Here is a 23,297-nt window from a genome sequence, read left to right on the forward strand (position 1 = left end):
TACGAAGCCGCCCGCGGGAGATCGGACGATTCCGCTGGCGGCGAACCATCCCGTGCCGGGCACACCCGCAGGGACAACAAACAGGCGAAGAAAATGGCCGGCGAGCGCGCACAGAACCTTCAGGACACCTTCCTCAACCACGTCCGCAAGAACAAGATCCCGCTGACGATCTTCCTCGTCAACGGCGTTAAGCTGCAAGGCGTCGTGACGTGGTTCGACAATTTCTGCGTGCTGCTGCGCCGGGACGGTCATTCCCAGCTCGTCTACAAGCACGCGATCTCGACCATCATGCCGGGCCACCCGGTGCAGCTCTTCGAGCCCGACGAGACGCCCGAGAAGGCGTGAGGGCGCCGGCCCCTCGCTCCCATCCTCCGCCTCATCCTGAGGTGCGGCGAAGCCGCCTCGAAGGAGGGCTCCAGAAGGCGCGACGATCCCTGGAGCCCTCCTTCGAGGCCCGCCGAGGCGGGCACCTCAGGATGAGGAAGAGGGTGGGACGCATCGTGACGTGATCCCCGGATGATGGGACGAAGGCCAGCCCGTTGGCATCCGCTCCGCCCAAGCCCATATGAGCGGGAGCGAACACAAGCGAACCGGCGAGCGCCAATCCTGCATGAGCGAGACTTTGACCTCGGGTGAGGCCCGCCTCCGGGCCCACGCGGCGCCCGAGGGCGAGATCGCCGCCTCGACCCGGACCCTGGTGATCGGCCCCTATCTCGCGCGTGCCACGACCCTGCCCGGCCGCACCGCCGCGCCGTCACGCTCGGTCGAGGCGCGGCTCGACGAGGCGACCGGCCTCGCCGCCGCCATCGAGCTCGACGTCGTCCAGAGCCTGCCGATCACCCTGCCGCGCATCCGGCCCTCGACCTATCTCGGCAAGGGCCGGGTCGATGAGATCGCCGGGCTGGTCAAGGCCGAGGAGATCGGCCTCGTGGTGATGGATTGCGCCCTCTCGCCCGTGCAGCAGCGCAACCTCGAGAAGGCCTGGGGCGCCAAGGTCATCGACCGCACCGGCCTGATCCTGGAGATCTTCGGCCGCCGCGCCTCCACCCGCGAGGGCACGCTGCAGGTCGAGCACGCGCATCTCGCCTACCAGAAATCGCGCCTCGTCCGGTCCTGGACCCACCTGGAGCGCCAGCGCGGCGGCTTCGGCTTCCTCGGCGGCCCCGGCGAGACCCAGATCGAGGCCGACCGGCGGATGATCCAGGAGCGCATGACCCGCATCGAGCGCGACCTCGACGCCGTCGTGCGCACCCGCGGCCTGCACCGGCAGAGCCGGGCGCGGGTGCCGTACCCGATCGTGGCGCTGGTGGGCTACACCAATGCCGGAAAGTCGAGCCTGTTCAACGCCTTGACCCGCGCCGAGGTCACGGCGAAGGACATGCTGTTCGCGACCCTCGACCCCACCGCGCGGGCGACCAAGCTGCCCCACGGCGAGACGGTGATCCTCTCCGACACGGTGGGCTTCATCTCCGACCTGCCGACTCCGCTCATCGCCGCCTTCCGGGCGACGCTGGAGGACGCCATCGAGGCCGACGTGCTGCTGCATGTGCGCGACGTCAGCCACGAGGATACGGCGGCCCAGGCCGAGGATGTGGGGCAGGTGCTGCACGAGCTCGGCATCGACACGGCGGACGGGCGGCTCATCGAGGTCTGGAACAAGTCCGACCTGCTGGACGAGGGCGAGCGGACACGGCTCACCAACCTGTCCGGCCAGGAACGGGTGCGCAACGACCGCGACAGCGATGCGCCGGTCCTCGTCTCGGCGCTGACGGGGGAGGGGCTGTCCGCCCTCACCAGCCGGATCGAGGCGCGGATCGCCAAATCGCGCACGAGCTTCGCGGTGTCGCTGCCGCCGGAGGACGGGGCCGCCCTGCACTGGCTCTACGAGAACGCCGAGATCCTGGACCGGCGGGCGGAAGCCGACGGGACGCTGCATCTGGCCGTGCGCATCGCTCCCGAGAAGGAGCCGCGCTTCCTCAACCGCTTCGGCGGCGCCCGCCGCCTCGGCCGCGCCGGATGAGGCTGCCCGCGATGGCGGCTGGGGAGACCGACCGCGACCCCGCCCTGCGGGTGATGCAGGAGGGTGGCCTGCCGCGCCTCACCGCGCTCAGGATCGTGATCCTCCTCGTGCTGCTCATGGCCGCGCAGGCGTATGACGGCTCCCTGCACGCCATGAGCCACTGGATCATCCTGGGCCTCTACGGGCTCGGCACGGTGTGGTTCGGGATCGGCGAGCGCGGCCGGGGCAGATCGGCGACGGCCTCCTCCTGGGCGGGAACCGGCCTCAACGCCCTGCTCGCGGTCTACGTCATCGTGGAGCACATGATGGCCGGGGGCGGCACGGGGGAGGGCGCCGACGCGGTGAGCCGCCTGCCGGCCTACCTGCTCCTGCTGCAGACCGGCCTGGGCATGCAGGTGTCCCACACCCTGCTGTTCTGCGCCGTCGTCACGGCGAGCTGGGTGGCGGCCTTCCTCGTCGGGCTCGCCTATCCCGCCCTGTTCCCAGGGGTCAACGGCGACGCGCCGATGCAGGTGATCGGCCTCGCGACCTTCGTCGCGACGGGCCTGATCGTCATCGACGGGGTCTCCCGCCTGCGCCGGGCCGTGGACCGGACGCTGGAGGTGGAGCGCGAGCGCGGGCGGCTCGCCCGCTTCGTGCCGAACGCCATCGCCCGCGACCTCGCCTCCGACGCGATGGGCCTCCATCGCCGCCATGCCTGCCTGCTGATCCTCGACATCCGGGGCTTCTCGGCCCTCAGCCAGCGGCATCCGCCGGAGGAGATGGTGGCGGCCCTGATGGCGGTGCGGGCGCAGGCACAAGCGGCGGTGAGCGCCCAGGGGGGCATGGTCGACAAGTATATCGGCGACGCGGTGCTGGCGCAGTTCATCACCGGCACGCCGGAGGAGCAGGCCCAGGCCGCCGCCGCCTGCGCCCTCGACATCCAGGTCCGCCTCGCGGAGGTGAATACGCGGCGCCGGGCGGAGGATCGGTTCGTCATCCGCACCGCCACCGCCCTCCACGCGGGCGACCTTCTGGTCGGCGTGTTCGATGACGGGGTGCGGGCCGAGTACACGGTGCTCGGGCCGGCGATGAACATGCTGGCCCGCATCGAGGTCCGCGCCAAGGCCGCCGACCTCGCCGTCGCCGCCTCGGAGGAGATCGTGCGCCTGCTGGGCGGCCCCCACGCGACGCCGTTCCGGCCCCGCCCGGTCCCCGGCACCGAAACGGAGCACGGCGCCCTCTACACGCTCGACGCGGAATCCTGATCCGCCGGAAAGAATTGCCGGCCGATCACGTTCCCGTGCGCCAGGAACTTCCTCTTAGGCAGGGGGTTCGCCCGGGGCGGCGCGTGGCCGCGGAGAGTTCATTCCCATGAAGAAGACCATTCTCGGTGCGATGCTCGTCCTCGGGCTGGCCGCCGGCACCGCCGCTCCGGCTTTCGCCGCCCCCGGCGACGGCCTCGACCGGGACGCCGCCGCTCAGGGCAACGGCCGTTTCGGCAACATGCACAGCCAGGCCCGGATGGGGTCGCGGACCATGATGCGCGGCCACGGGATGCGCCACCACCGGCACCATCATCACCGCCGTCACCACCATCACTGATCGCGGCTCCGGCGCGCCGGGCGCATTCCCCTCCGCCGCTCCGTGCTCTACGTGGCAGCGGCGGGGGCGCCACCGCGCGCGCCGGGACGGGATCGGGACTCGATGATCGGAATCGGTGGAATCGCGCGGCTCGCCTGCGGGCTGCTGGCGGCGGGGCTCGCGCTGGCGGGGCCGGCGCGGGCTCAAGGTAAGCCGCCGCTGGTCTTCACCGGCATCCCCGATCAGGACGAGAGCCGCCTCGTGGAGCGGTTCGGCAAGGTCGCGCAGTATCTGGAAGGTAAGCTCGGCGTGCCGGTGCGCTACGTGCCGGTGAAGAGCTATCCGGCGGCCGTCACCGCCTTCACCAACGGTCAGGTGCAGCTCGCGTGGTTCGGCGGCTTCACCGGCGTCCAGGCCCGCAAGGCGGTGCCGGGCTCGCAGGCCATCGCGCAGGGCGCCGAGGACGCGGCTTTCCGCTTCTACCTCATCGCCAACGCCGCGACCGGCCTGACCCGCGCGGCGGACTTCCCGAAATCCATCGCCGGCAAGACCTTCACCTTCGGCGCCCGCGCCTCGACCTCCGGCCGGCTGATGCCGGAATACCGGATCCGCGAGGCCTTCCCCGGCAAGAGCCCCGAGCAGATCTTCTCCCGCGTCGGCTTCTCCGGCGACCATTCGCGCACGATCCAGCTCGTGCAATCCGGCGCGTTCGAGGTCGGCGCCGTCGACTTCTCGGTGTGGGACCTCGACAGCAAGGCCGGCAAGGTCGATCCCAAGGCCGTCTCGGTGATCTGGGAGAGCCCGCCCTTCCCCGATTACCAATGGACGGTGCGCGGCGACGTGGACGCGACCTACGGCGCCGGCTTCACCGAGAAGCTCCGGGCGGCGCTGGTGGGCGTCACCGATCCGGCGATCCTCGAACCGTTCGGACGCTCGAAGTTCATCCCCGTCACCAACGCCGCCTACGAACCGCTGATCGAGGTCGGCAAGGCGACGGGCCTGCTCGACTGATCCGGGACAGGCCGGTGTCCGAACCCCTCCTCGTCCTCAAGGGCGCGCGGGCCGCCTATGGCGGGCGCGAGGTGCTGTCGGGCATCGACCTCACGATCCGCGCGGGCGAGCGCGTCGCCCTGATGGGCCGCTCCGGCGCGGGCAAGTCGACCCTGCTCGGGCTGATCCGCGAGCGGATCCCCGAGCAGGTCGCCCTGGTGCCGCAGGCGGCCGCCCTGGTGCGGACCCTGTCGGTGTTCCACAACGTCTACATGGGCCGCCTCGACCGCCGCTCGACCCTGTACAACCTGCGCACCCTGGTCCGCCCGGCCAGGGCCGACCTCGCCGAAGTCGAGGCGGTGCTCGCCCGCGTCGACATGGCGGACAAGCTCCGGGCGAAGGCGGGGGAATTGTCGGGCGGGCAGCAGCAGCGGGTCTCGGTGGCCCGCGCCCTCTACAACGGCCGCCCGGTGCTGATCGGCGACGAGCCGGTCTCGGCGCTCGATCCGCGCCAGGGCGCCGCCGTGCTCGCGACCCTGGCCGCGACCCACGGGACACTGATCCTCGCCCTGCACGACATCGCCCTGGCGCTGGCGCAGGCCGACCGGATCGTGGTGCTGGAGGCCGGGCGCATCGTCCTCGACGCCCCCGCCTCCGAGGTCGATCCCGCCCGGCTCAGGCCGTTCTACGAGGCCGCCTGATGCGCCTCGCCCCGCGCGTGCCGGGCTATCGCGCGGTCAGCGGCGGCTTCGCCCTCGCCGCCCTGCTCTGCCTCGCCGTGGCGGACCTGCACGTCACCACCCTGCACCCGTTCGCGGAGCTCTCGCGGCTCCTCGCGGGGCTGATCCGGCCGGACTTCTGGTCCGTCGAGGGCTGGAGCGTCGTCTACACGGTGGCCTTCGCGGTGCTCGGCGTCGGGTGCGGGGCCGGGGCGGGGTTCCTGCTCGCCATCCCCTTCGCTCATTCGCGGATCGTGCGCGTGACCTGCGCCGCGTTGCGCTCGGTGCACGAATTGTTCTGGGCGCTGCTGCTGATGCAGGTCTTCGGCCTCTCGGCGACGACCGGGGTGCTGGCCATCGCGCTGCCCTATGCCGGGATCTGCGCCAAGGTCTATTCGGAGATCATCGAGGAGGCGGACCTCTCGGGCCTGCGCGTCCTGCCGCCGGGGACGGGGGCGGTCTCGGCCTTCGCCTATGCCCGCCTTCCCGACCTCGCCGGGCGCTTCGCGGACTACACCCTCTACCGCCTCGAATGCGGGATGCGCTCCAGCCTCGTGCTCGGCTTCATTGGCCTGCCGACCATGGGCTTCACCCTCGAATCCGCCTTCCGGCAGGGGCGCTATGCCGAGGCCGGGGCGCTGCTCCTCGTGTTCTACGCGCTGATCGGGACGCGGCGACTCTGGGTGCGGCGCGGGACTCTGCCAGTCCTGCTCGTCGGCGCCCTCCTGGCCCTGCCGCCCGCCATCGGCCATGCCGCGATCGGCCCGAGCCTCGTCCGCTTCCTCACCCACGACATCGTGCCCGCGCCGCTCCGGGGCGGGGAGGGGTCTTGGATGTCCCTTTGGACGGCGCTCTGGGCGTGGTTCCGGCCGATCCTCACCGACCAGATCCTGCCCGGCGCCGCGCAGACCCTGGTGCTGGCGCAGATCGCCCTGGTGGCGACGGCGCTCGGCGCCCTGCTCCTGTTCCCCCTCACCGCCCGGCGCTTCACCGGGCCCCTGGGGCGGCCCTTCGGGCGGGGGCTCCTCGTCGTGGTGCGCTCCACGCCGGAATACATGCTGGCCTATCTCTGCCTGCAGCTGCTCGGCCCCTCGATGCTGCCGGCGATCATCGCCCTGTCGCTGCACAATGCCGGGATCATCGGCTACCTGATGGGCCGGCACGCCGACGCCATCCCCTACCGGCCCGACGCGCCGCGCGGCCTGAACCTCTACGCCTACGAGACCCTGCCCCGGCTCTACGGCCAGTTTCTCGCCTTCCTGCTCTACCGCTGGGAGTTGATCCTGCGGGAGAGCGCCATCTTCGGCATCCTCGGCGTGACGACCCTCGGCTTCTACGTCGATGCCGCCATCTCGGAGCTGCGCCTCGACGTGGCCGTGGTGCTGATCGCGGCCACCGCCCTCATGACGATGGCCGTCGATGCGCTCTCCCGCGCCCTGCGCCGGGGCTTGCGGATCACCGACCTGCCGACGCGGCTCTCGGACCAGGCCTGATCACCACTTGTAGCTCAGGCTCGCCAGCACCCGGCGGGCGTCGCCGTAGAAGCACGAGTTGAAGGCCTGGCACGAGGAGACGTAGCGGCGGTCGCCGATGTTCGTGGCGGTGACGGCGAGCCGCCAGTGGTCCCAGTTGTAATGGACCTGCGCGTCGAACAGCACGTAATCCGGCACCCGGTAGAGGTTGGCCGTGTCCGCGAAGGAGCGTCCGAAGTAGCGCACGCCGCCGCCGAAGCCGAAGCCGCGCAGGGCGCCCACGGGGATCGTGTAGTCGAAGAAGGCGTTGGCGAAGTTCTCCGGCACGTTCACCGGCACCTTGCCGAGGATGTCGGCGCCGCCGCGCTCGTTGGTCAGACCGTAGATCGTGTAGGAGGCGGCGACGTCGAGGCCCTCGAACACGTTCGCCACCAGCTGCGCCTCGAAGCCCGTGGAGCGGACCTCGCCGAGCTGCACCTGGAACAGGGTGTTCACCGGGTCCGGCGTCAGGGTGTTCTTGCGGTGGATGTCGAAGCCGGCCAGCGTCAGGAAATAGCCCTGGCCCGGCGGCTCGAACTTCACGCCGCCCTCGATCTGCGTGCCCGTCTCCGGCTTGAAGGTGGTGCTGAGGCGGCCGGTGCCGATCAGCGGCTGGAACGAGGTCGAGTAGCTGATATAAGGCGCGAGACCGTTGTCGAAATTGTAGATCAGCGCCGTGCGGTAGGTCGTGCCGGTGTCGCTGCGGCCGGTGGTGCCGGCGCCGTTGAACAGCTTGTCGACCACCCGGTTGTCGGCGAAGTCCTGCCGCCCGCCGAGCAGCAGGGTCAGCCGATCGGTGATCTTGATCTGGTCCTGCACGTAGAGGCCGAGTTGCGTGAACGTGTTGGAGTTGATCAGGTACGGGGTCGGGTTGCCATCCGCGCCGGCATAGGTCGGGGCGAGGATGTTGAGGTTCGAGGCCGGGAACAGCGACGCCTGATTGTCGGACAGGCGGTAATCCTTGTAGTCGAGCCCCATCAGCACGTCGTGGCGGAAGAAGCCGTCCGAGAACCGCGCCTCGGCCTGGTTGTCGACCTGGAAGATGTTCACGCGGGCATGGTCGCGGAACTGGTAGCGGGCGAGCTGGGTCTGCGTCGCATCGCCGACGGCGTAGCCGAGCTGGCCGATGTCGGAATTCTGGAAGCTCTCGCCGAACGAATAGCGCAGGTTCTGGCGGAAGGCCCAGGTCTCGTTGAAGACGTGCTCGAACTCGTAGCCGAGGAAGGCTTGATCGCGCTGGTAGGTGTTGAGCCGCGCGTCGCCGACGTTGAGCGAGCGGGAGATGCGCAGGCCGAGCGCCTGCGGGCGCACCGTGCCGATATACGGCAGGAAGTTCGCGGTGACGGCACTGGTGTCATGCTGGAACGAGGTCAGCACCGTCAGGCTCGTCGCCCCGTCGGGGCGGTAGGTGACGCTCGGGGCGATGGAATAGCTGTCGTCAGGTGCGCCATCGACCTGCGTGCCGCCGTTCCGGCCGTAGCCGGTGACGCGGTAGAACCAGTGGCCCTCCTTGTCGGCCGGCCCGCCGAAATCGTAGGCCGCGTATTTCTGGCCGAAGGAACCGCCGCCGACCTCGACATAGCCGAAGGGCTCGGTGGTCGGCCGCTTGCTCACCTGGTTGACGATGCCGCCGGGGGAGCCCGCACCGAACAGCACCGCCGCCGGGCCGCGTAGGATCTCGATCCGCTCCAGGCCGAACGTGTTCACGTTGAAGTAGCCGAAGCCGTAATTCAGCGTCTGCAGCCCGTCCCGGTAGATGCCGTAATCGCTGACATTGAATCCGCGCAGGTAGATGAAGGTATTGCGCGTATCGAAGCCGAAGCTGCCGGAAAACGCGCCGGCCACGTATTGCGTCGCCTGGGTCAGGGTCTGTGCGTTCTGCGCGTCGATCTGCTTCCGGCCGACCACGGTGATGGATTGCGGCGTCTCGACGAGGCGCGTGTTGGTCTTGGTGGCGGTGGCCGAGCGCGTCGCTACGTAGCCGGCAACCGGCCCGCGCGGATCCTCGACGCCGGCGGGCGAGCCGATGGAGGCGCCCCCGGCCACCGGCCCCGTCACCCCGCCCGCGCCCCGGCTCTCGACGCTGATCTCGTCGAGCTGCACGCTCGCGCCGCCCCGCGGGGCGGCCTCTTGTGCGCGCGCGGCGGTCAAGGCGGCAAGGGAAACGCCGGCGAGGATCAGGGTCCGGGTGATGCCCGTGCCGGCTCCCTTGAATGAACGACCGACTCTCACTGCCTCGACTCCTCGAACGGTCAGCCGACCCCGTTCGCCGGGAAGACCCGGCGCGGCTGCCGCGCTGTTTAGAATGATGATAAACTATTGCGCCAACTGCGCTTTTCGCCATGGGTACGTGGCAGCGGCCACGCTCGCAAGGGCGTCGCGAACGCTTATGCAACCCTGTGGCGAATCGATCACGCCCGCGTGTCGGGCGTCCCTCAGGGGCGGATGCGCCCGGAGAGCCAGCCCATCACGGTGTCGGCGACGAGGTCGCTGTTCTTCTCGACCATGACCATGTGGCCGTTGCCCCGCACCTTCTGGTCGGCGAGGTGAATCACCTCGGGCTTGGCGCCAGCCTGCGTGAGAAACGCGGCGGTGCAATCGTCGTAGGCCGCATGGAAGGAGGCTTCCGCCGTCACGATCACCGTGGGCACCTTCGCGATGTTGGGCAGGGAGCGGACGGGGTCACCCTGGAGCCAGCAGCGGATCTGCCCGTCGGCGGCGGCCTTGGCCTGCTGCATCACGGCGAGGTCCTCCGGCGTCTTCACCGGGGGCTCGAAGGTCAGGGGCATGCGGGTGATGCCGTAGGCGCGAGCGCGGCCCTCGCCCGTCTTCTCCCAGAAATCCTTGCCGCCCCGGACCTTCACGTCGAAGAAGGGCGGCCCGCCGGGCTCGACGGCGATATGCGCCTTCACGAGATCGGGGTGGGAATCCGACAGCGCCCAGCCGAACAGCGATCCCTGGCCGTGGGTGACGAGGACCACCGGACCCGTCCGGTCGAGGAGGGCGGCGAGCGCGGTGTCGACCAGATCCTCCGTCTGCTGGCTGTTGGTGAGGTAGGGCACCTGGCTCGCGAAATACTGGTCGAAGCTCGCATTGCCCTGGACGCCCGCCCCGCCCGGCCATTGCGTGTGCAGCTTGGCCTGGGGATAGAGATCGTAGACCTCCGGCGCGGTGAAGGTGCGCTCCAGCTCGCGGGTGCCGAAGCGGTCGTAGGGGCCGTAGACCTCCGGGTTGGTGCCGGAACGCCCGCGCCCGACCTGATCCACCACGTAGACCTGGTAGCCCCATTCCACGAAGCGCTGCGCCCAGCCGGAACGGCCGTCCGGCGTGGTCATGAAGTTCAGTCCGGTCTGGGCGAGGCCGTGGACCATCACCACCGGATAGGGCTGCGTGACCTTCGCGGGGGTGCGCACCTCCACGAACATCTGGCCGACCATCAGGTTCTTCTCACCGACCTTCTGGTAGCGGCCGCCGACGAAGAAGTAGCTCGACCGGGTGATGGGGTCGCTGGCCGCCGGGGCGGCGGGCTCGTTGGCGGGACGCGCCACCGTTCCCTGAGCGTGGACGACGGGAGCGACAAGGCATCCCGCGAGGAGGAGGCCCGCGACCCGCGCCGCCGTCATCGCGCCGAAACCCCACCCGTACCGATCCATCCGATCCCCCGGCTTCCCTGTCCCGTCCGCCCATCGACCGTCGCGAGCGCACGGGAACGCGCCGGCCCGCCTCCCATATCCCAGGCCGGCGAACGCGCATCGGGACTCGCTACCCGATCAGCATGACAATTCGTGCGGCGCCTCCACGCCTGCGTCACCGCATCCCCAGGGCGCATGCCAGGATCGATGCCGGGAACGCTGGCGAAGTCGGCCAAGCGTCGCCACCTTGGGCGAGACGTTCAGGAGGAACCTCACGTGGATCCCACACTCGCCCAGGCCGTCCTCGTCTCCGGATTGGCCGCCGGACTCGCCGCGATGGGCCTTGCCGCGCTTCAGGCGTCCCTGGCGCCCCGCCGGGTCCCGGTGCGGGTGAAGGCTATTCGCGCCCGCCGGGATTGAGGCGTCAGGCGCCCTCCGTCCCCTCGCGGGCGCGGGTGCGCAGGATGAATTTCTGCACCTTGCCAGTGGAGGTCTTGGGCAATTCGCCGAAGATCACGTGGCGCGGCAGCTTGTACGAGGCGAGCCGCCCCCGGCACCATTGGATGAGGTCGTCGGCGGAGGCCGAGGCCCCCGGCTTCAGTTCCACGAAGGCGCAGGGGGTCTCGCCCCATTTCGGGTCAGGCCGGGCCACGACGGCGGCGCCCGCCACCGCCGGGTGCTTGAACAGGGCGTCCTCGACCTCGATCGAGGAGATGTTCTCGCCGCCGGAGATGATGATGTCCTTCGAGCGGTCCTTCAGCTGCACGTAGCCGTCCGGGTGCTTCACCCCGAGGTCGCCGGTGCGGAACCAGCCGCCCTTGAAGGCCGCCTCCGTCGCCTTCGGGTTCTTGAGGTAGCCGCGCATCACGACGTTGCCGCGCATCATCACCTCGCCCATCGTCTTGCCGTCGGCGGGCACGGAGTCCAGCGTTTCGGGGTCGCGGACGTCGAGGGCTTCGAGCACCGGATAGCGCACGCCCTGCCGTGCCTTCTTGGCCGCCCGCTGGTCGGCGGAGAGGGCGTCCCAATCCGCGTGCCACGCATTGACCACCGCCGGCCCGTAGCTCTCCGTCAGCCCGTAGAGATGGGTGACGTCGAACCCCGCCTCGGACATGCCGGCGAGCACCGCCTCGGGCGGCGGGGCGGCGGCGGTGAAGAACGACACCCGGTTCGGGAGGGGGCGCCGCTCCGCGTCCGAGGCGTTGATGAGGAGCTGCATCACCACCGGCGCGCCGCAGAGATGCGTGACGCCGTGCTCGGCCATCAGACGGTACATGGCCTCGGCCCGCACCTGCCGCAGGCAGACATGGGTGCCGGCCACTACCGAGAGGGTCCAGGGGAAGCACCAGCCGTTGCAGTGGAACATCGGCAGGGTCCAGAGATAGACCGGGTGCTGCCCGAGCCCGCCCGTCACCACGTTGCCGAGCGCCAGCAGGGCCGCGCCGCGATGGTGGTAGACCACGCCCTTCGGGTCGCCCGTGGTGCCGGACGTGTAGTTCAGCGAGATCGCGTCCCACTCGTCCGAGGGGAGGGACCATTCCGCCTCCGGGTCCCCGCCGGCGAGGAGCGCCTCGTAGCCGAGTTCGCCCAGGGCCTCGCCGGGACCGTCGTATTCGGGATCGTCCACGTCGATGACGAGGGGACGCGCCTTCATCTCCGCCAGGGCCGGGCCGGCGATGCGGGAGAATTCCCGGTCGGTGATCAGGATCTTGGCCTCGCCATGCTCCAGGCAGAAGCGGATCGCGGCGGCGTCGAGGCGGGTGTTGAGGGTGTTGAGCACCGCCCCCGTCATGGGCACGCCATAGTGGCATTCGACCATCTCGGGCGTGTTGGCGAGGAGCACGGCGACCGTGTCGCCCCGGCCGATGCCCCTGGCGGTCAGCGCCGAGGCGAGGCGGCGGGCGCGGTCGTAGAGTTCGGCATAGGTCCGGCGCAGCCCGCCATGGACCACCGCGACATGATCGGGGAAGACCCGCGCCGCCCGGTCGAGATAGAGGAGGGGGGTCAGCGGCTGGTAATTGGCCGCGACCCGGTCGAGATCCCGGTCGTAGATCGTGTCGCCCATCGTCCCCTCCGTCGTTGGCGGGGACGGTAGCGTGACGGCGCCCGGCAGTTCAATCGCCTGCGGGCCGGCTCAGTGACGGGATTCGTCCTCCGGCTCGGGCAGGTGGCGGGCGAGCTCGAACCCGACCTCGATCATCAGGCGCTCGACGCGCTCGATCAGCACCGGGCGCTGCAGGGTCTGGGCGAGGCCGCGCAGGGCGATGACGTGCTCCGCCATGCGGTTCATCACCTGCTCGATGTGGAGCAGGCCGGCGGATTGCTCCTCCGTGCGGTCGATGGCGATGCCGCAGCCCTGCGCGACGGACCCGCTCGCGTCGCGCTCGATCCGGCCGCGCATCACCAGGGTGCGGATGCCCGACCGCGAGTCGCGGGTGCGGAACTCGGCCTCCACCGGCCCGCCCATCGCCCCGACGGCGTAGAGGTAGTTCTCGATCCGCGTCCGGTCGTCCGGATGGGTGCGGTCGAGGAAGGTTTCCAGCGGCACGCCCTGTGCCGCCGCCACCGGATCGAGCCCGAGCAGGCCGGGGAAGGCGCCCGACAGGGACAGGCAGCCCGCCCAGTGGTCATGCACCCAGGTGCCCACGACGCCGGACGCCTTGAGCACGGATTGCGGGATCGGTGAGTCCATCGTGATCGTCCTGGCCGCTGTTTAACCTGAGGTTAGAGTGCCCCAGTGCCTCCGGCCCCTCTGGAAACAAGCTACGTCATTCACCGGACACTGAAAAGACCGCCTGAAGGATTCTCATCCATTTCTAAACCTGAAGTATGATTTCCACCGAATTTTCCGCAACACCGTGGGGTGATCGGGGCAAAGGGTGCCTTAACGAAGCGTTAACCATGCCGAGGCCAACTCGGGATCCTGACATCCTTGGATCGCAGGATCGCACAGGATGCCCATCGGCGACCTCAGGTTGCACGGCTCCCGTGTCATCCTGGCGTCGTTCCCGCATTCGGCAGGAGGACGTCCCGGATGAAAGCGCTGACCTTCGTCACCCAGAAGGGCGGGAGCGGCAAGAGCACGCTCTGCATCTCCCTGGCCGTCGCCGCCCGCGAGGCGGGCCATTCCGTCTGCATCCTCGAAATGGACCGTCAGGCCACCGTCTCGGATTGGCTCGACCACCGCACCGTCGAGGGGCCGGAGGTCGCGCAGATCGACGCCGCTCAATTGGAGCCGGTGATGGAGCGCCTGCGCGACTCGGCCTACGACTTCGTCTTCATCGATACGCCCGGCGTCGATTCCCCCGGCACCCTGTCGGCGATCCGCGCCGCCGACCTGTGCATCATCCCCTGCCGGCCGACCCCCGCCGACCTGCGCGCCTTCAAGCCGACGCTCGCCGCGATCTACCGGCTGGAGAAGAAGTTCGCCTTCGTCCTGAACCAGACCCCGCCCCGCTCCTACCGGGTGCGCGACGCCGCCGACGGCCTCGCCGTTCTCGGCATCCTGCCGGACGTGAACATCGTCGCCCGCACCGACCACCAGGACGCGATCGGCCTCGGCCTCGGCGTCACCGAGCTGAACCCGAAGGGCCAGGCCGCCGCCGAGGTGCGCAAGCTCTGGTCCTGGATCGAGCGCCGCAGCCAGAACGCCCGGACGGACAAGCATGTCCAAGCCGCCTAAGCTCAGCCTCGCGGCCATCGTCGCGGCGGCGACGCCGCCGGAGCGCCCCGCTCAGGCGCGCACCGTCCAGCGCAGCGCCGAGATCGTCGCCCTCACCCCCGCCGCCCGGCCGGAGCCGGCGCCCGAGACCCGGACGCTGAAGCAGCGCGCACGCCAGATGTCCGTTTATCTGGAGCCGGCGGTCTACGACCAGCTGCGCGACCTCGCCCATGCCGAGCGTACGAAGATGCACGGCCTGATGCTCGAAGCCCTCGACCTGCTGTTCAAGCAGCGCGGCTCACGCTCCATCGCCCAGCTCACGGATCATTCTCCGCGCTGATTCTCGCTTCATCGCAAGGAGATAAGTCGCAATCCTCGCGCTCTGCGCGAGGAGCGCTTTCGGCTGCGGCTAAGAAACCGTATGGCCGGAAGCCTTTACGCCGTGACTCTCGCGCGGCGTCTCAAGCGGAGCGGTGGATCGTCGCCTGTCTGAGCGACCCGTTCAGCCTTCCTTTACGTCACGCCGACAATTGTTCGTGGACCCGGCATGCCGGGAGACGTCCGGTTTCCACGCGTAGAGTTGGTGTCCCCGCGCATGACGCACCTTCGACCCGGGCGTTTGGCCCTGCGGTTCCTGGCCGTCTCGGGCGTGGCGCTCGCCACAGCCAATTGCGCCTCGAACAACGCCACCAAGTTCGCCGCGAGCGGCAACGGCGTCGATCCGAAATACGGGGTGAAGGCGAGCCCGCGCCTCTATAACGAGGGCGACACGATCCCCAAGGGCGGCGGGCGCCGCTACACCGGCAAGCCCTACGTGGTCGCCGGCCAGACCTACGCCCCCCGCGAGAACCCGACCGGCTACGTCCGCGAGGGCCTCGCCTCCTGGTACGGCTCCGCCTTCCACGGCCGGATGACGGCCAACGGCGAGGTGTTCGACCGCCATTCCATCGCCGCCGCCCACCCGACCCTGCCGCTGCCGAGCTACGTCCGGGTGACGAACCTTGAGAACCACTCCTCGATGATCGTGCGGGTGAATGATCGCGGCCCCTACCATGCCGGGCGCGTCATGGACGTCTCGGAGGAGACGGCCGAGGCCCTGGGCTTCCACCGCAAGGGCACGGCCCACGTGCGTGTGGAATATGTCGGCAAGGCCTCGCTTGCCGGCTCCGACGACCGCAAGCTCCTCGCCACCCTGCGCACGGATGGCCAGCCGGCCGGCGGGCGCTCGGCGGTGATGGTGGCCGATCTCGGCCCGGTGGAGGAGACGGAGAAGTTCAGCCGGGGGGCGACGCCGCTGGCCTACAAGCCGGCCCCCGAGCGGGAGGAAGCGGCCGAGGAGGCTCCGCGCCGCCCCGTCCGTGCGCCGATCGTGCTGGCGAGCGCCGCCGTCTCCGTGCCGGCCGCCCTTCAGCCCACCGCCAGCCGCACGCGGGAGTTCAAGCCGGCGCCGGTCCAGACGGCGGCGGTCAAGCTCGCCCCGGTCAAGGTGGCGGCCATCTCCGTCTTCGGCGGCAACCCGGCCGCCCTGCATCCCCCGGCCCACCCCTCGGCCCATGCCTCGGCCAAGATCGCGGGCAAGCTCGCCCCGGCCCCGACCCGCCTCGCCGCGGCGGCACCCGAGCCCCACCGTCCGACCGGACGCGGCGCGCCCGCCGCGATGCCGGCCTCGGCCCGCCTCGCCATGGCCCAGCTCAGCGCCAAGGCGGCGCCGGCCGCCAAGGAGACCGTGAAGGGCGCCGCGAAGCCGGTGGTGAAGCAGGTCGCGAAGGCGTCCGAGCCCCCCGCCAAGGCCGCCGGACACGGCGCGCGTTACGCGGGCATCTATTAAGGCGGCCGCCGATCACGCTGAGGCGGCGCCAACCCTCGGCCTCATCCTGAGGTGCCCGCCTCAGCGGGCCTCGAAGGAGGGCTCCACAAGGCTCCGCGATCCCTGGAGCCCTCCTTCGAGGCGGCTTCGCCGCACCTCAGGATGAGGGTCGAGAGGGGGAGGCTGAGCTGAACCGACCTGTTCAATCATGGCTCTGGGCGCCGCATTGCGGCAATTCGCGTTCGATCCCGATGGGGAAACGCGATATGGTCACGCTCGTTGCCGCCTGAGTTGTTTCGCGCCGCCGGTTTCCGACGCGTGACGCCGACCCGCCGGAGATCCGCGATGCGCAGGACCGTTCTGTCTCTCCTGGGTGCCGGCGTCGCCATGGCGATGGCGCTCGCCGCGCCGGCATCGGCGCAGACCTTTCAGACGGCGGCGCCGCACGCGATCCTCATCGACGCCGATTCCGGCTCGGTCCTGTTCGAGAAGGCCGCCGACGAGCGCTTCTCCCCGGCCAGCATGGCCAAGCTGATGACCACGGACATCGTGTTCGAGGCGCTGAAATCCGGCCGCCTCTCCATGGACACCGAGTTCACGGTGACGGAGGACGCCTGGAAGCGCGGCGGCGCGGGGGGCGGGGGCTCCTCGATGTTCGCGCAGGTGAACAGCCGCATCAAGATGTCGGACCTGCTGCGCGGGCTGATCGTCCAGTCGGGCAACGACGCGGCGATCACCATCGCCGAGAACATGGCCGGCGCCGAGGAGTCCTTCGCCGGGCTGATGAACCAGCGGGCCAAGGAGATCGGCCTGACGAACTCCACCTTCCGCAACGCCACCGGCTACTCGGCGCCGGACCAGAAGGTGACCGCCCGGGACATGGCCAAGCTCGCCATCCACCTGATCGACACCTACCCGGACCTCTACAAGATCTTCTCCGAGCGTGAGTTCACCTGGAACAAGATCCGCCAGCAGAACCGCAACCCGCTCCTCACCCTCGACATCGGCGCGGACGGGCTCAAGACCGGCTTCCTGGAGGAATCGGGCTACGCGCTGACCGGCTCGGCGGTGCAGAACGGCCAGCGCCTCGTCCTCGTGGTCTCCGGCCTCAAGACCGCGCGGGACCGGGCCTCGGAATCGCGCAAGCTGATGGAATGGGGTTTCCGGGCGTTCGAGCCCCGCCAGGTCTTCGCCCCCGGCGAGACCGTGGCGGAGGCCTCGGTCTATGGCGGCGATGCCGGCTCGGTCCCCCTCGTGGCGAAGAAGCCGGTGCGGGTGCTCCTGCCGCGCGGCGCCAGCGACAAGGTGAGTGCCAAGGTGATCTACCAGGGTCCCCTCGTCGCCCCCGTCACCGAGGGCCAGCAGGTCGGCGTGCTGCGGGTCCAGCGCGGCGATACGGTCGCCCTCGACCTGCCGCTCTATGCCGGCGCCTCGGTGGGGCAGGGCACCCTCAGCCAGCGGGCCATGGACGCGGCGCTGGAATTCGGCACCGGGCTGATGCGCAAGGCCTTCGACAAGGCCTCGGGCGCCAAGCCCGAGGACCGGGCCGCCGCCAACCCCTCGTGACCGCGCGCCCGTGACGATGCAGGACCCGAAGCCCCCGAAGGGAGGCCTCTTCATCACGTTCGAGGGCGGGGAGGGGGCGGGCAAGTCGACCCAGGTCGCCCGCCTCGCCGCGACCCTGCGCGCCCGCACCGGCCGGCCGGTGGTGGTGACGCGCGAGCCCGGCGGCTCGGCCTATGCCGAGGAGATCCGCGCGGCCCTGCTCGCCGGGGCGGCCAAGCCCTACGGCCCCTTCGCGGAGGCCGTGCTGTTCAGCGCCGCCCGGCTCGACCATCTCGACCGGCTGATCCGCCCGGCTTTGGCCCGTGGCGAGACCGTGATCTGCGACCGCTTCAGCGATTCCACCCGCGCCTACCAGGGCGCGGCGGGCGGGCTCGACCCGTCCGTGCTCACCGCCCTGGAGCGGGTCGTCGTCGGCCCCACACGGCCCGACCTGACCCTGATCCTCGACCTGCCGCCGGAGATCGGCCTCGCCCGCGCCGCCGCGCGGGGGGAGGGGCCGGATCGGTTCGAGGCGGAAGCCCTGAGCTTCCATGCGCGCCTGCGCGCCGCCTTCCTCGCCATCGCCGCTCACGAACCGGGGCGCTGCGCGGTGATCGACGCCACCGCCGACCCGGATGCCGTCGAGGCCGCCATCGCCGCCACCGTCGCCGCGCGCCTGCCGGCCCTGGCCGGGGAGGGTGCCCATGGCTGAGGCGGCGGACGAGGAGATCGGCGATCGGGCGGGCATCCCCCGCCCCCGCGAGACCGCGACGCTGATCGGCCATGGCGCGGCCGAGGCCGCCTTCGCGGAGGGCATCGCCGCCGGGCGGCTGCACCATGCGTGGCTGATCGGCGGCCCCCAGGGCATCGGCAAGGCGACCCTGGCCTACCGGGTGGCCCGGCGGCTCCTGGCCTATCCGCAGGGCACCGGGCCGGCCGGCCTGGCGATCCCCGACAACCACCCGATCCACGGGCAGGTGGCGGGCCTGTCGCATCCGAACCTCGTGGCCCTGCGCCGGCACAAGGCGCACGGGGCCAAGACCCTGCCGACGAAGATCTCCGTCGACATGGTGCGCAAGGCGCTGGACCTCTTCGCCTCCACCGCCACCGATTCCGGGTGGCGGATCTGCGTGGTGGACAGCGCCGAGGACCTGAACGCCAACGCCGCCAACGCCCTGCTCAAGGTGCTGGAGGAGCCGCCCCCGCGCGCCCTGTTCCTGATCCTCGCCCACCAGCCCGGCCGGCTCCTGCCGACGATCCGCTCCCGCTGCCGGGCGATGATCCTGCGCCCCCTGGCGGACGGGGAGGTGGAACGGGCGATCCGCGCCCTGCCCCCACCCTTCGCCCAGCCGGAGGACTCCACCCTGGCGCGGGCCATCGGCCTCGCGGAGGGCTCGGTCGGCCGGGCGCTCGGCCTCGTCGATCCCGTCACCGCCGGCCTCGTGGCGGAGGTCGAGACGCTGCTGTCGCGCGCCGCCGACCCCGATTGGGGCCGGGTGCTCAAGCTCGCCGAGACGCTCGCCGGCCGCGACGGCGAGGAGCGCTTCGCCGCCGCCGGCGACGCGGTGCTGCGCTTCGTCTCCGCCGAACTCGACCGGCGGCAGGGGGAGCCGGTGCAGCGCCTTGCGGCGCTCGTGGAGGTGTGTGAGAAGTTCGCCCGCAGCGCCCGGGAGGCCGCCTCCTACAACCTCGACCGCCGGCCCGTCGTCCTGTCGCTCTTCGCCGACCTGAGCCGGGCGGGGTGACGGAGCGGGGCGTCCCGGGTCCCTCGATCAGCGGACGCGAGCGTGACGGACGGCCCTTCCCCCCGCAAGACCTTCAGCCTCTCGACGGCGATCTCCTACCCGAACGGCGCGCCGCATATCGGCCACGCCTACGAGGTGATCGCCACCGACGCCATCGCCCGCTTCCACCGGCTGGACGGCTACGACGTGCTGTTCTCCACCGGCACCGACGAGCACGGTCTCAAGATCCAGCAGGCGGCGATCAAGGCGGGGATCACCCCGCGCGACTACGTCGACGGCACCTCCGCGAAGTTCCGCGAGATGGCCGACCGGATGGGCTGTTCCTACGACCGGTTCATCCGCACCACCGAGCCCGCCCATTACGAGGCCGCCCAGGCGATCTGGCGCCGGATGGAGGCCAACGGCGACATCTACCTCGACAAGTACGCCGGCTGGTACTCGGTGCGCGACGAGGCCTATTACGACGAGGCCGAGACGCGGCTGATGGAGGACGGCTCCCGCCGCTCGATCGCCACCGACACGCCCGTCGTCTGGATGGAGGAGGAGAATTTCCTCTTCCGCCTCTCCGCCTACCAGGACAGGCTGCTGGCGCTCTACGAGGAGCAGCCGAGCTTCATCGGGCCGGACACACGGCGCAACGAGGTGGCGAGCTTCGTCCGCGCCGGGCTGAAGGACCTCTCGGTCAGCCGCACCAACTTCGATTGGGGCGTGCCGGTGCCGGAGCATCCCGGCCACGTCATGTATGTCTGGGTCGATGCCCTGACGAACTACCTCACCGTCACCGGCTTCCCCGACGAGACGAATCCGAACAGCCGTTTCTGGCCGATGGACCTGCACGTCATCGGCAAGGACATCGTGCGCTTCCACGCGGTCTACTGGCCCGCCTTCCTGATGGCGGCGGGGCTGCCCCTGCCCAAGCGCGTGTTCGGCCACGGCTTCTTCCTGAGCAAGGGGGAGAAGATGTCGAAGTCGCTCGGCAACGTGGTCGATCCGTTCGACCTCGCCGAGACCTTCGGCGTCGATGCCGTGCGCTATTTCTGCCTGCGCGAGGCGCCCTTCGGCGGCGACGGCAATTACGACCACGCGGCGATCATCAACCGCATCAACGCCGACCTCGCCAACGACCTCGGCAACCTTGCCCAGCGCTCCCTCTCGATGGTGGGCAAGAACTGCGACGCCGCCGTGCCGGAGCCGGGCGAACTGGCCGAGGTCGACCGCGCGATGCTGGCCCAGGCCGATGCGCTCGCCGACAGGGCGCGCGGCCTGATGAAGGACCTGGCGCTCCACGCGATCCTCGCGGAGATCTGGGCAGTGGTAGCCGAGGCGAACCGCTACTTCGCGGGCCAGGAGCCGTGGAAGCTGCGCAAGAGCGACCCGGCGCGGATGAACGCGGTGCTCTACACCACGCTGGAGACGATCCGCTCCGTCGCGATCCTCGTGCAGCCCTTCGTGCCGGACTCGGCGGGCAAGCTCCTCGACCTGCTGGCGGTGCCGGCCGACGCCCGGACCTTCGCGCAGCTTGGGGAGGGCGGCCGCCTCAAGGCCGGCACGCCCCTGCCCGCCCCGAGCCCGGTCTTCCCCCGCTTCGAGCGGCCGGAAACGCCGGCGGCGTGACACTCATTCCCCTCTCCCCGCCTGCGGGGAGAGGGCCGCGGCGTGATGTCCCTCCCCCCTCTGTGGGGGAGGGTGGCCCCCGAAGGGGGTCGGGAGAGGGGAGCGACGGTGCAGGATCAGGCACCGCCCCTCACCCCACGCTCGCCCTGTCCTGAAACCGGGTTCCCCTCTCCCGTCACCCGCTCACGCGGGTGCCACCCTCCCCCGCAGAGGGGGGAGGGGAAACAAGAAACGCCCTTCGCGACGACGCCCATGCTCATCGACAGCCACTGCCATCTCGACTTCCCCGATTTCGCCAGCGACCTGGCCGGTGTGATCGCCCGCGCCCGGGATGCGGGCGTCGGGGGGATGCTCACCATCTCGACCCGCGTCGCGAAGGTCGCGACCTACCGGGCCATCGCGGAAGCGCACCTCGAGGTATGGTTCACGGTGGGCACCCATCCCGATGGGGCAGGGGAGGAGCCCGACACGCCGCCGGAGACCATCGCGGCGCTCGCCGACCATCCGCGCTGCGTCGGCATCGGCGAGGCGGGGCTCGACTACCACTATCCCGACGGCGCCCCGGCGGAGGTGCAGGAGCGGGTGCTGCGCGCCCATATCGAGGCGTCGCGGCTGAGCGACCTCCCCCTCGTCATCCATGCCCGCGACGCGGACGCGCATATGGAGCAGGTTCTGACGCAGGAGATGGCCAAGGCACCGTTCCGGGCGGTGTTGCACTGCTTCTCCTCCGGCGCCCGGCTCGCCGAGGTGGGGGTGGAGATCGGCCTGTACGTCTCCTTCTCGGGAATCGTGACCTTCCGCCGCTCGCACGAATTACGCGACATCGCCCGCAAGGTCCCCCGCGACCGGATCCTCGTGGAGACCGACGCGCCCTTCCTGGCGCCGGAGCCCTATCGCGGGCGCACCAACGAGCCGGCCTACACCGCCCACACCGCGCGCTCGCTCGCCGCGACCCTCGACCTGCCGGAGGAGGAGCTGGCGCGGCTCACCACGGCCAATTTCTTCCGTCTGTTCGACCGGGCGCAGGCCTGACGGGCGTGACAGGCGCCGCCCTCCCGCGATACGACCGGCCAGGGAGATCCGGATGGCGACGCTGACCCTGCGTATCCTTGGCTGCGGCTCGTCCGGCGGCGTGCCGCGCGTCGGCAGCGGCTGGGGCGCCTGCGATCCGAACGAGGCGCGCAACCGCCGCCGCCGCTGCTCGATCCTCGTGGAGCGTGAAGGGGAGGGGGGCCGCACCAGCGTTCTCGTGGACACCTCCCCCGACCTGCGCGAGCAGCTCCTCGACGCGGGGACGGACCGGCTCGACGCCGTGCTGTTCACCCATTCCCACGCCGACCACACCCACGGGATCGACGACCTGCGCCCGCTGGTGATCCGCATGCGCGCGCGCATTCCGGTCTATGCCGATGCACGCACCAGCAGCCTGCTCGGCGCCCGGTTCGGCTATTGCTTCGTGCAGCCCGAGGACAGCGACTATCCTCCGATCCTCGACCTCCGCGACCTCGCCCACGAGGGGAGGGTGGCCGTGGAGGGGCCGGGCGGCGCGGTGGAGGCCGAACCCCTCCCCGTGGAGCACGGCAACGAGCCGGCGCTGGGCTTCCGCTTCGGCAAGGCCGCCTACATGCCCGACGTGAGCCTGATCCCGCCCCGGAGCCTGGAGCGCCTCTACGGGCTCGACCTGCTCATCATCGATGCCCTGCGGGACACCCCGCACCCGACGCATTTCTCGGTCTCCGACGCGTTGGACCTGATCGCGCAGGTGAAGCCGGGCAGGGCGGTGCTCACCAACCTCCATACCGATCTCGACTACGCCGCCCTCGCCGCGCGCCTGCCCGAGAACGTGGTGCCGGCCCATGACGGGCTGGTCCTCGCCCTCCCCGCGTGAGGGCTGCGACAGGCTGCGGCGCGGGATTCGGCATTTTCGCGTAAATCGCTGTTGACGACCCTGAGCCGACTGCGTATACCCCTGTTCATCGGCGCCGGCCGCGGAAGCGAACCGGACGCTGACTTGTCTGTCTCTGGTGCTGCTGAGGTAGCGCTGAGGCGGGCGGCCTTACCGGACAATCGAATGGGACGTGCCTGGTGGTGGTTTAAGCCGGGTGTGGAACGGTTCGTGGGTCTCGTAGGGTGTGAGGGCTCCGCCTCGGGGTGTGAGACTTCGGCTCTTTGACATTGTGATATTGAGGAAGGGAGACGCGGACGGCGTTCTCGGTTGTCCTTGCGGATCTGGCTTTTGCTGGATCGTGAGAGACGAGACGCTGATCTGTTGGATCTCCTTTTGAGCTCACCGGACCTTTCGCTGTGAAGCGATTGCGTTCGATGTGAGGCTCCGTCTGAGATTTATACGTGATCAGCTGAGATCATTCTCTTTAACGTGAGAGTTTGATCCTGGCTCAGAGCGAACGCTGGCGGCAGGCTTAACACATGCAAGTCGAGCGGGCATCTTCGGGTGTCAGCGGCGGACGGGTGAGTAACGCGTGGGAACGT

21 protein-coding genes and 1 rRNA gene are annotated in these 23,297 nt (G+C 70.3%); 18 read left to right on the forward strand and 4 right to left on the reverse strand.

The annotated features are described in order from the left end of the window. The first annotated feature begins 93 nt into the window (after positions 1-93). The 7 genes from hfq to ACS5Q7_RS03345 all read left to right on the forward strand — a co-directional run bounded on the left by hfq (position 94) and on the right by ACS5Q7_RS03345 (position 6,785). On the forward strand, positions 94-345 hold the full coding sequence (gene hfq / locus ACS5Q7_RS03315) for an RNA chaperone Hfq (protein WP_238249876.1): 252 nt from the start codon (positions 94-96) through the stop codon (positions 343-345). A 265-nt stretch (positions 346-610) separates the two neighbouring features. After that, a complete protein-coding gene (gene hflX / locus ACS5Q7_RS03320; RefSeq protein WP_478337976.1) occupies positions 611-2,020 on the forward strand; it encodes a GTPase HflX in 1,410 nt (469 codons plus the stop codon). Then, positions 2,017-3,267: an adenylate/guanylate cyclase domain-containing protein gene (locus ACS5Q7_RS03325; protein ID WP_478337977.1), complete on the forward strand. Its 1,251-nt coding sequence runs from the start codon at positions 2,017-2,019 to the stop codon at positions 3,265-3,267. The genes hflX and ACS5Q7_RS03325 overlap by 4 nt, the downstream gene beginning before the upstream one ends. A 106-nt stretch (positions 3,268-3,373) precedes the next feature. Further along, a complete protein-coding gene (locus tag ACS5Q7_RS03330) occupies positions 3,374-3,604 on the forward strand; it encodes a hypothetical protein (protein WP_478337978.1) in 231 nt (76 codons plus the stop codon). A gap of 102 nt (positions 3,605-3,706) precedes the next feature. Further along, positions 3,707-4,594 carry a putative selenate ABC transporter substrate-binding protein gene (locus ACS5Q7_RS03335; RefSeq protein ID WP_478337979.1) on the forward strand — a complete coding sequence of 296 codons (888 nt, stop codon included), beginning with the start codon at positions 3,707-3,709 and terminating at the stop codon, positions 4,592-4,594. Between the two features lie 14 nt (positions 4,595-4,608). Further along, positions 4,609-5,274 (forward strand): ATP-binding cassette domain-containing protein, encoded by a 666-nt coding sequence (locus ACS5Q7_RS03340; protein ID WP_478337980.1) that lies wholly within the window; start codon positions 4,609-4,611, stop codon positions 5,272-5,274. After that, on the forward strand, positions 5,274-6,785 hold the full coding sequence (locus tag ACS5Q7_RS03345) for a PhnE/PtxC family ABC transporter permease (protein ID WP_478337981.1): 1,512 nt from the start codon (positions 5,274-5,276) through the stop codon (positions 6,783-6,785). The genes ACS5Q7_RS03340 and ACS5Q7_RS03345 overlap by 1 nt, the downstream gene beginning before the upstream one ends. On the opposite strand, the gene ACS5Q7_RS03350 is transcribed toward ACS5Q7_RS03345, so the two are convergent. Beyond that, positions 6,786-9,035 carry a TonB-dependent siderophore receptor gene (locus ACS5Q7_RS03350; protein ID WP_478337982.1) on the reverse strand — a complete coding sequence of 750 codons (2,250 nt, stop codon included), beginning with the start codon at positions 9,033-9,035 and terminating at the stop codon, positions 6,786-6,788. Between the two features lie 203 nt (positions 9,036-9,238). Then, positions 9,239-10,456 carry an alpha/beta hydrolase gene (locus tag ACS5Q7_RS03355; protein WP_478337983.1) on the reverse strand — a complete coding sequence of 406 codons (1,218 nt, stop codon included), beginning with the start codon at positions 10,454-10,456 and terminating at the stop codon, positions 9,239-9,241. Positions 10,457-10,711: 255 nt separating this feature from the next. Between ACS5Q7_RS03355 and ACS5Q7_RS03360 the strand changes: the two genes are divergently transcribed. After that, on the forward strand, positions 10,712-10,855 hold the full coding sequence (locus ACS5Q7_RS03360) for a hypothetical protein (RefSeq protein WP_478337984.1): 144 nt from the start codon (positions 10,712-10,714) through the stop codon (positions 10,853-10,855). 4 nt (positions 10,856-10,859) lie between these two features. Here ACS5Q7_RS03360 and ACS5Q7_RS03365 read toward each other — a convergent pair whose 3' ends face one another. After that, entirely contained in the window at positions 10,860-12,500 is a 1,641-nt protein-coding gene (locus ACS5Q7_RS03365; RefSeq protein ID WP_478337985.1) for an acyl-CoA synthetase, read from the reverse strand. A 69-nt stretch (positions 12,501-12,569) separates the two neighbouring features. Continuing rightward, a complete protein-coding gene (locus tag ACS5Q7_RS03370; protein ID WP_478337986.1) occupies positions 12,570-13,127 on the reverse strand; it encodes a PAS domain-containing protein in 558 nt (185 codons plus the stop codon). 342 nt (positions 13,128-13,469) lie between these two features. Between ACS5Q7_RS03370 and ACS5Q7_RS03375 the strand changes: the two genes are divergently transcribed. The 10 genes from ACS5Q7_RS03375 to ACS5Q7_RS03420 all read left to right on the forward strand — a co-directional run. Continuing rightward, positions 13,470-14,117 (forward strand): division plane positioning ATPase MipZ, encoded by a 648-nt coding sequence (locus tag ACS5Q7_RS03375; RefSeq protein WP_478337987.1) that lies wholly within the window; start codon positions 13,470-13,472, stop codon positions 14,115-14,117. Next, a complete protein-coding gene (locus tag ACS5Q7_RS03380) occupies positions 14,101-14,436 on the forward strand; it encodes a ribbon-helix-helix domain-containing protein (protein WP_478337988.1) in 336 nt (111 codons plus the stop codon). The genes ACS5Q7_RS03375 and ACS5Q7_RS03380 overlap by 17 nt, the downstream gene beginning before the upstream one ends. A 255-nt stretch (positions 14,437-14,691) precedes the next feature. Continuing rightward, a complete protein-coding gene (locus tag ACS5Q7_RS03385; RefSeq protein ID WP_478337989.1) occupies positions 14,692-15,924 on the forward strand; it encodes a septal ring lytic transglycosylase RlpA family protein in 1,233 nt (410 codons plus the stop codon). A 324-nt stretch (positions 15,925-16,248) separates the two neighbouring features. Next, positions 16,249-17,469: a D-alanyl-D-alanine carboxypeptidase family protein gene (locus ACS5Q7_RS03390; protein ID WP_478337990.1), complete on the forward strand. Its 1,221-nt coding sequence runs from the start codon at positions 16,249-16,251 to the stop codon at positions 17,467-17,469. Positions 17,470-17,485: 16 nt separating this feature from the next. Further along, positions 17,486-18,160: a dTMP kinase gene (gene tmk, locus ACS5Q7_RS03395; RefSeq protein WP_478338024.1), complete on the forward strand. Its 675-nt coding sequence runs from the start codon at positions 17,486-17,488 to the stop codon at positions 18,158-18,160. Further along, entirely contained in the window at positions 18,153-19,193 is a 1,041-nt protein-coding gene (locus ACS5Q7_RS03400) for a DNA polymerase III subunit delta' (protein ID WP_478337991.1), read from the forward strand. Before tmk ends, ACS5Q7_RS03400 begins: the two co-directional genes overlap by 8 nt. A gap of 42 nt (positions 19,194-19,235) precedes the next feature. Next, the gene (gene metG / locus ACS5Q7_RS03405; protein ID WP_478337992.1) at positions 19,236-20,807 is read left to right on the forward strand and encodes a methionine--tRNA ligase; all 1,572 of its coding nucleotides are present in this window, start codon (positions 19,236-19,238) and stop codon (positions 20,805-20,807) included. Positions 20,808-21,059: 252 nt separating this feature from the next. Then, positions 21,060-21,839 carry a TatD family hydrolase gene (locus tag ACS5Q7_RS03410; RefSeq protein ID WP_478337993.1) on the forward strand — a complete coding sequence of 260 codons (780 nt, stop codon included), beginning with the start codon at positions 21,060-21,062 and terminating at the stop codon, positions 21,837-21,839. A gap of 52 nt (positions 21,840-21,891) precedes the next feature. Further along, positions 21,892-22,695 (forward strand): MBL fold metallo-hydrolase, encoded by an 804-nt coding sequence (locus ACS5Q7_RS03415; RefSeq protein WP_478337994.1) that lies wholly within the window; start codon positions 21,892-21,894, stop codon positions 22,693-22,695. Between the two features lie 485 nt (positions 22,696-23,180). Further along, positions 23,181-23,297, forward strand: a 16S ribosomal RNA gene (locus ACS5Q7_RS03420); the annotation flags it as partial.

This window comes from Methylobacterium sp. Gmos3, from assembly GCF_056430985.1.

Excerpts from the sequence above, each read along its gene's own strand:
- hfq (WP_238249876.1), top strand. The coding sequence starts at position 94 with ATGGCCGGCGAGCGCGCACAGAACCTTCAGGACACCTTCCTCAACCAC.
- hflX (WP_478337976.1), top strand. The coding sequence starts at position 611 with ATGAGCGAGACTTTGACCTCGGGTGAGGCCCGCCTCCGGGCCCACGCG.
- ACS5Q7_RS03325 (WP_478337977.1), top strand. The coding sequence starts at position 2,017 with ATGAGGCTGCCCGCGATGGCGGCTGGGGAGACCGACCGCGACCCCGCC.
- ACS5Q7_RS03330 (WP_478337978.1), top strand. The coding sequence starts at position 3,374 with ATGAAGAAGACCATTCTCGGTGCGATGCTCGTCCTCGGGCTGGCCGCC.
- ACS5Q7_RS03335 (WP_478337979.1), top strand. The coding sequence starts at position 3,707 with ATGATCGGAATCGGTGGAATCGCGCGGCTCGCCTGCGGGCTGCTGGCG.
- ACS5Q7_RS03345 (WP_478337981.1), top strand. The coding sequence starts at position 5,274 with ATGCGCCTCGCCCCGCGCGTGCCGGGCTATCGCGCGGTCAGCGGCGGC.
- ACS5Q7_RS03355 (WP_478337983.1), bottom strand. The coding sequence starts at position 10,456 with ATGGATCGGTACGGGTGGGGTTTCGGCGCGATGACGGCGGCGCGGGTC.
- ACS5Q7_RS03365 (WP_478337985.1), bottom strand. The coding sequence starts at position 12,500 with ATGGGCGACACGATCTACGACCGGGATCTCGACCGGGTCGCGGCCAAT.
- ACS5Q7_RS03370 (WP_478337986.1), bottom strand. The coding sequence starts at position 13,127 with ATGGACTCACCGATCCCGCAATCCGTGCTCAAGGCGTCCGGCGTCGTG.
- ACS5Q7_RS03375 (WP_478337987.1), top strand. The coding sequence starts at position 13,470 with ATGAAAGCGCTGACCTTCGTCACCCAGAAGGGCGGGAGCGGCAAGAGC.
- ACS5Q7_RS03380 (WP_478337988.1), top strand. The coding sequence starts at position 14,101 with ATGTCCAAGCCGCCTAAGCTCAGCCTCGCGGCCATCGTCGCGGCGGCG.
- ACS5Q7_RS03385 (WP_478337989.1), top strand. The coding sequence starts at position 14,692 with ATGACGCACCTTCGACCCGGGCGTTTGGCCCTGCGGTTCCTGGCCGTC.
- ACS5Q7_RS03390 (WP_478337990.1), top strand. The coding sequence starts at position 16,249 with ATGCGCAGGACCGTTCTGTCTCTCCTGGGTGCCGGCGTCGCCATGGCG.
- tmk (WP_478338024.1), top strand. The coding sequence starts at position 17,486 with ATGCAGGACCCGAAGCCCCCGAAGGGAGGCCTCTTCATCACGTTCGAG.
- ACS5Q7_RS03400 (WP_478337991.1), top strand. The coding sequence starts at position 18,153 with ATGGCTGAGGCGGCGGACGAGGAGATCGGCGATCGGGCGGGCATCCCC.
- ACS5Q7_RS03410 (WP_478337993.1), top strand. The coding sequence starts at position 21,060 with ATGCTCATCGACAGCCACTGCCATCTCGACTTCCCCGATTTCGCCAGC.
- ACS5Q7_RS03415 (WP_478337994.1), top strand. The coding sequence starts at position 21,892 with ATGGCGACGCTGACCCTGCGTATCCTTGGCTGCGGCTCGTCCGGCGGC.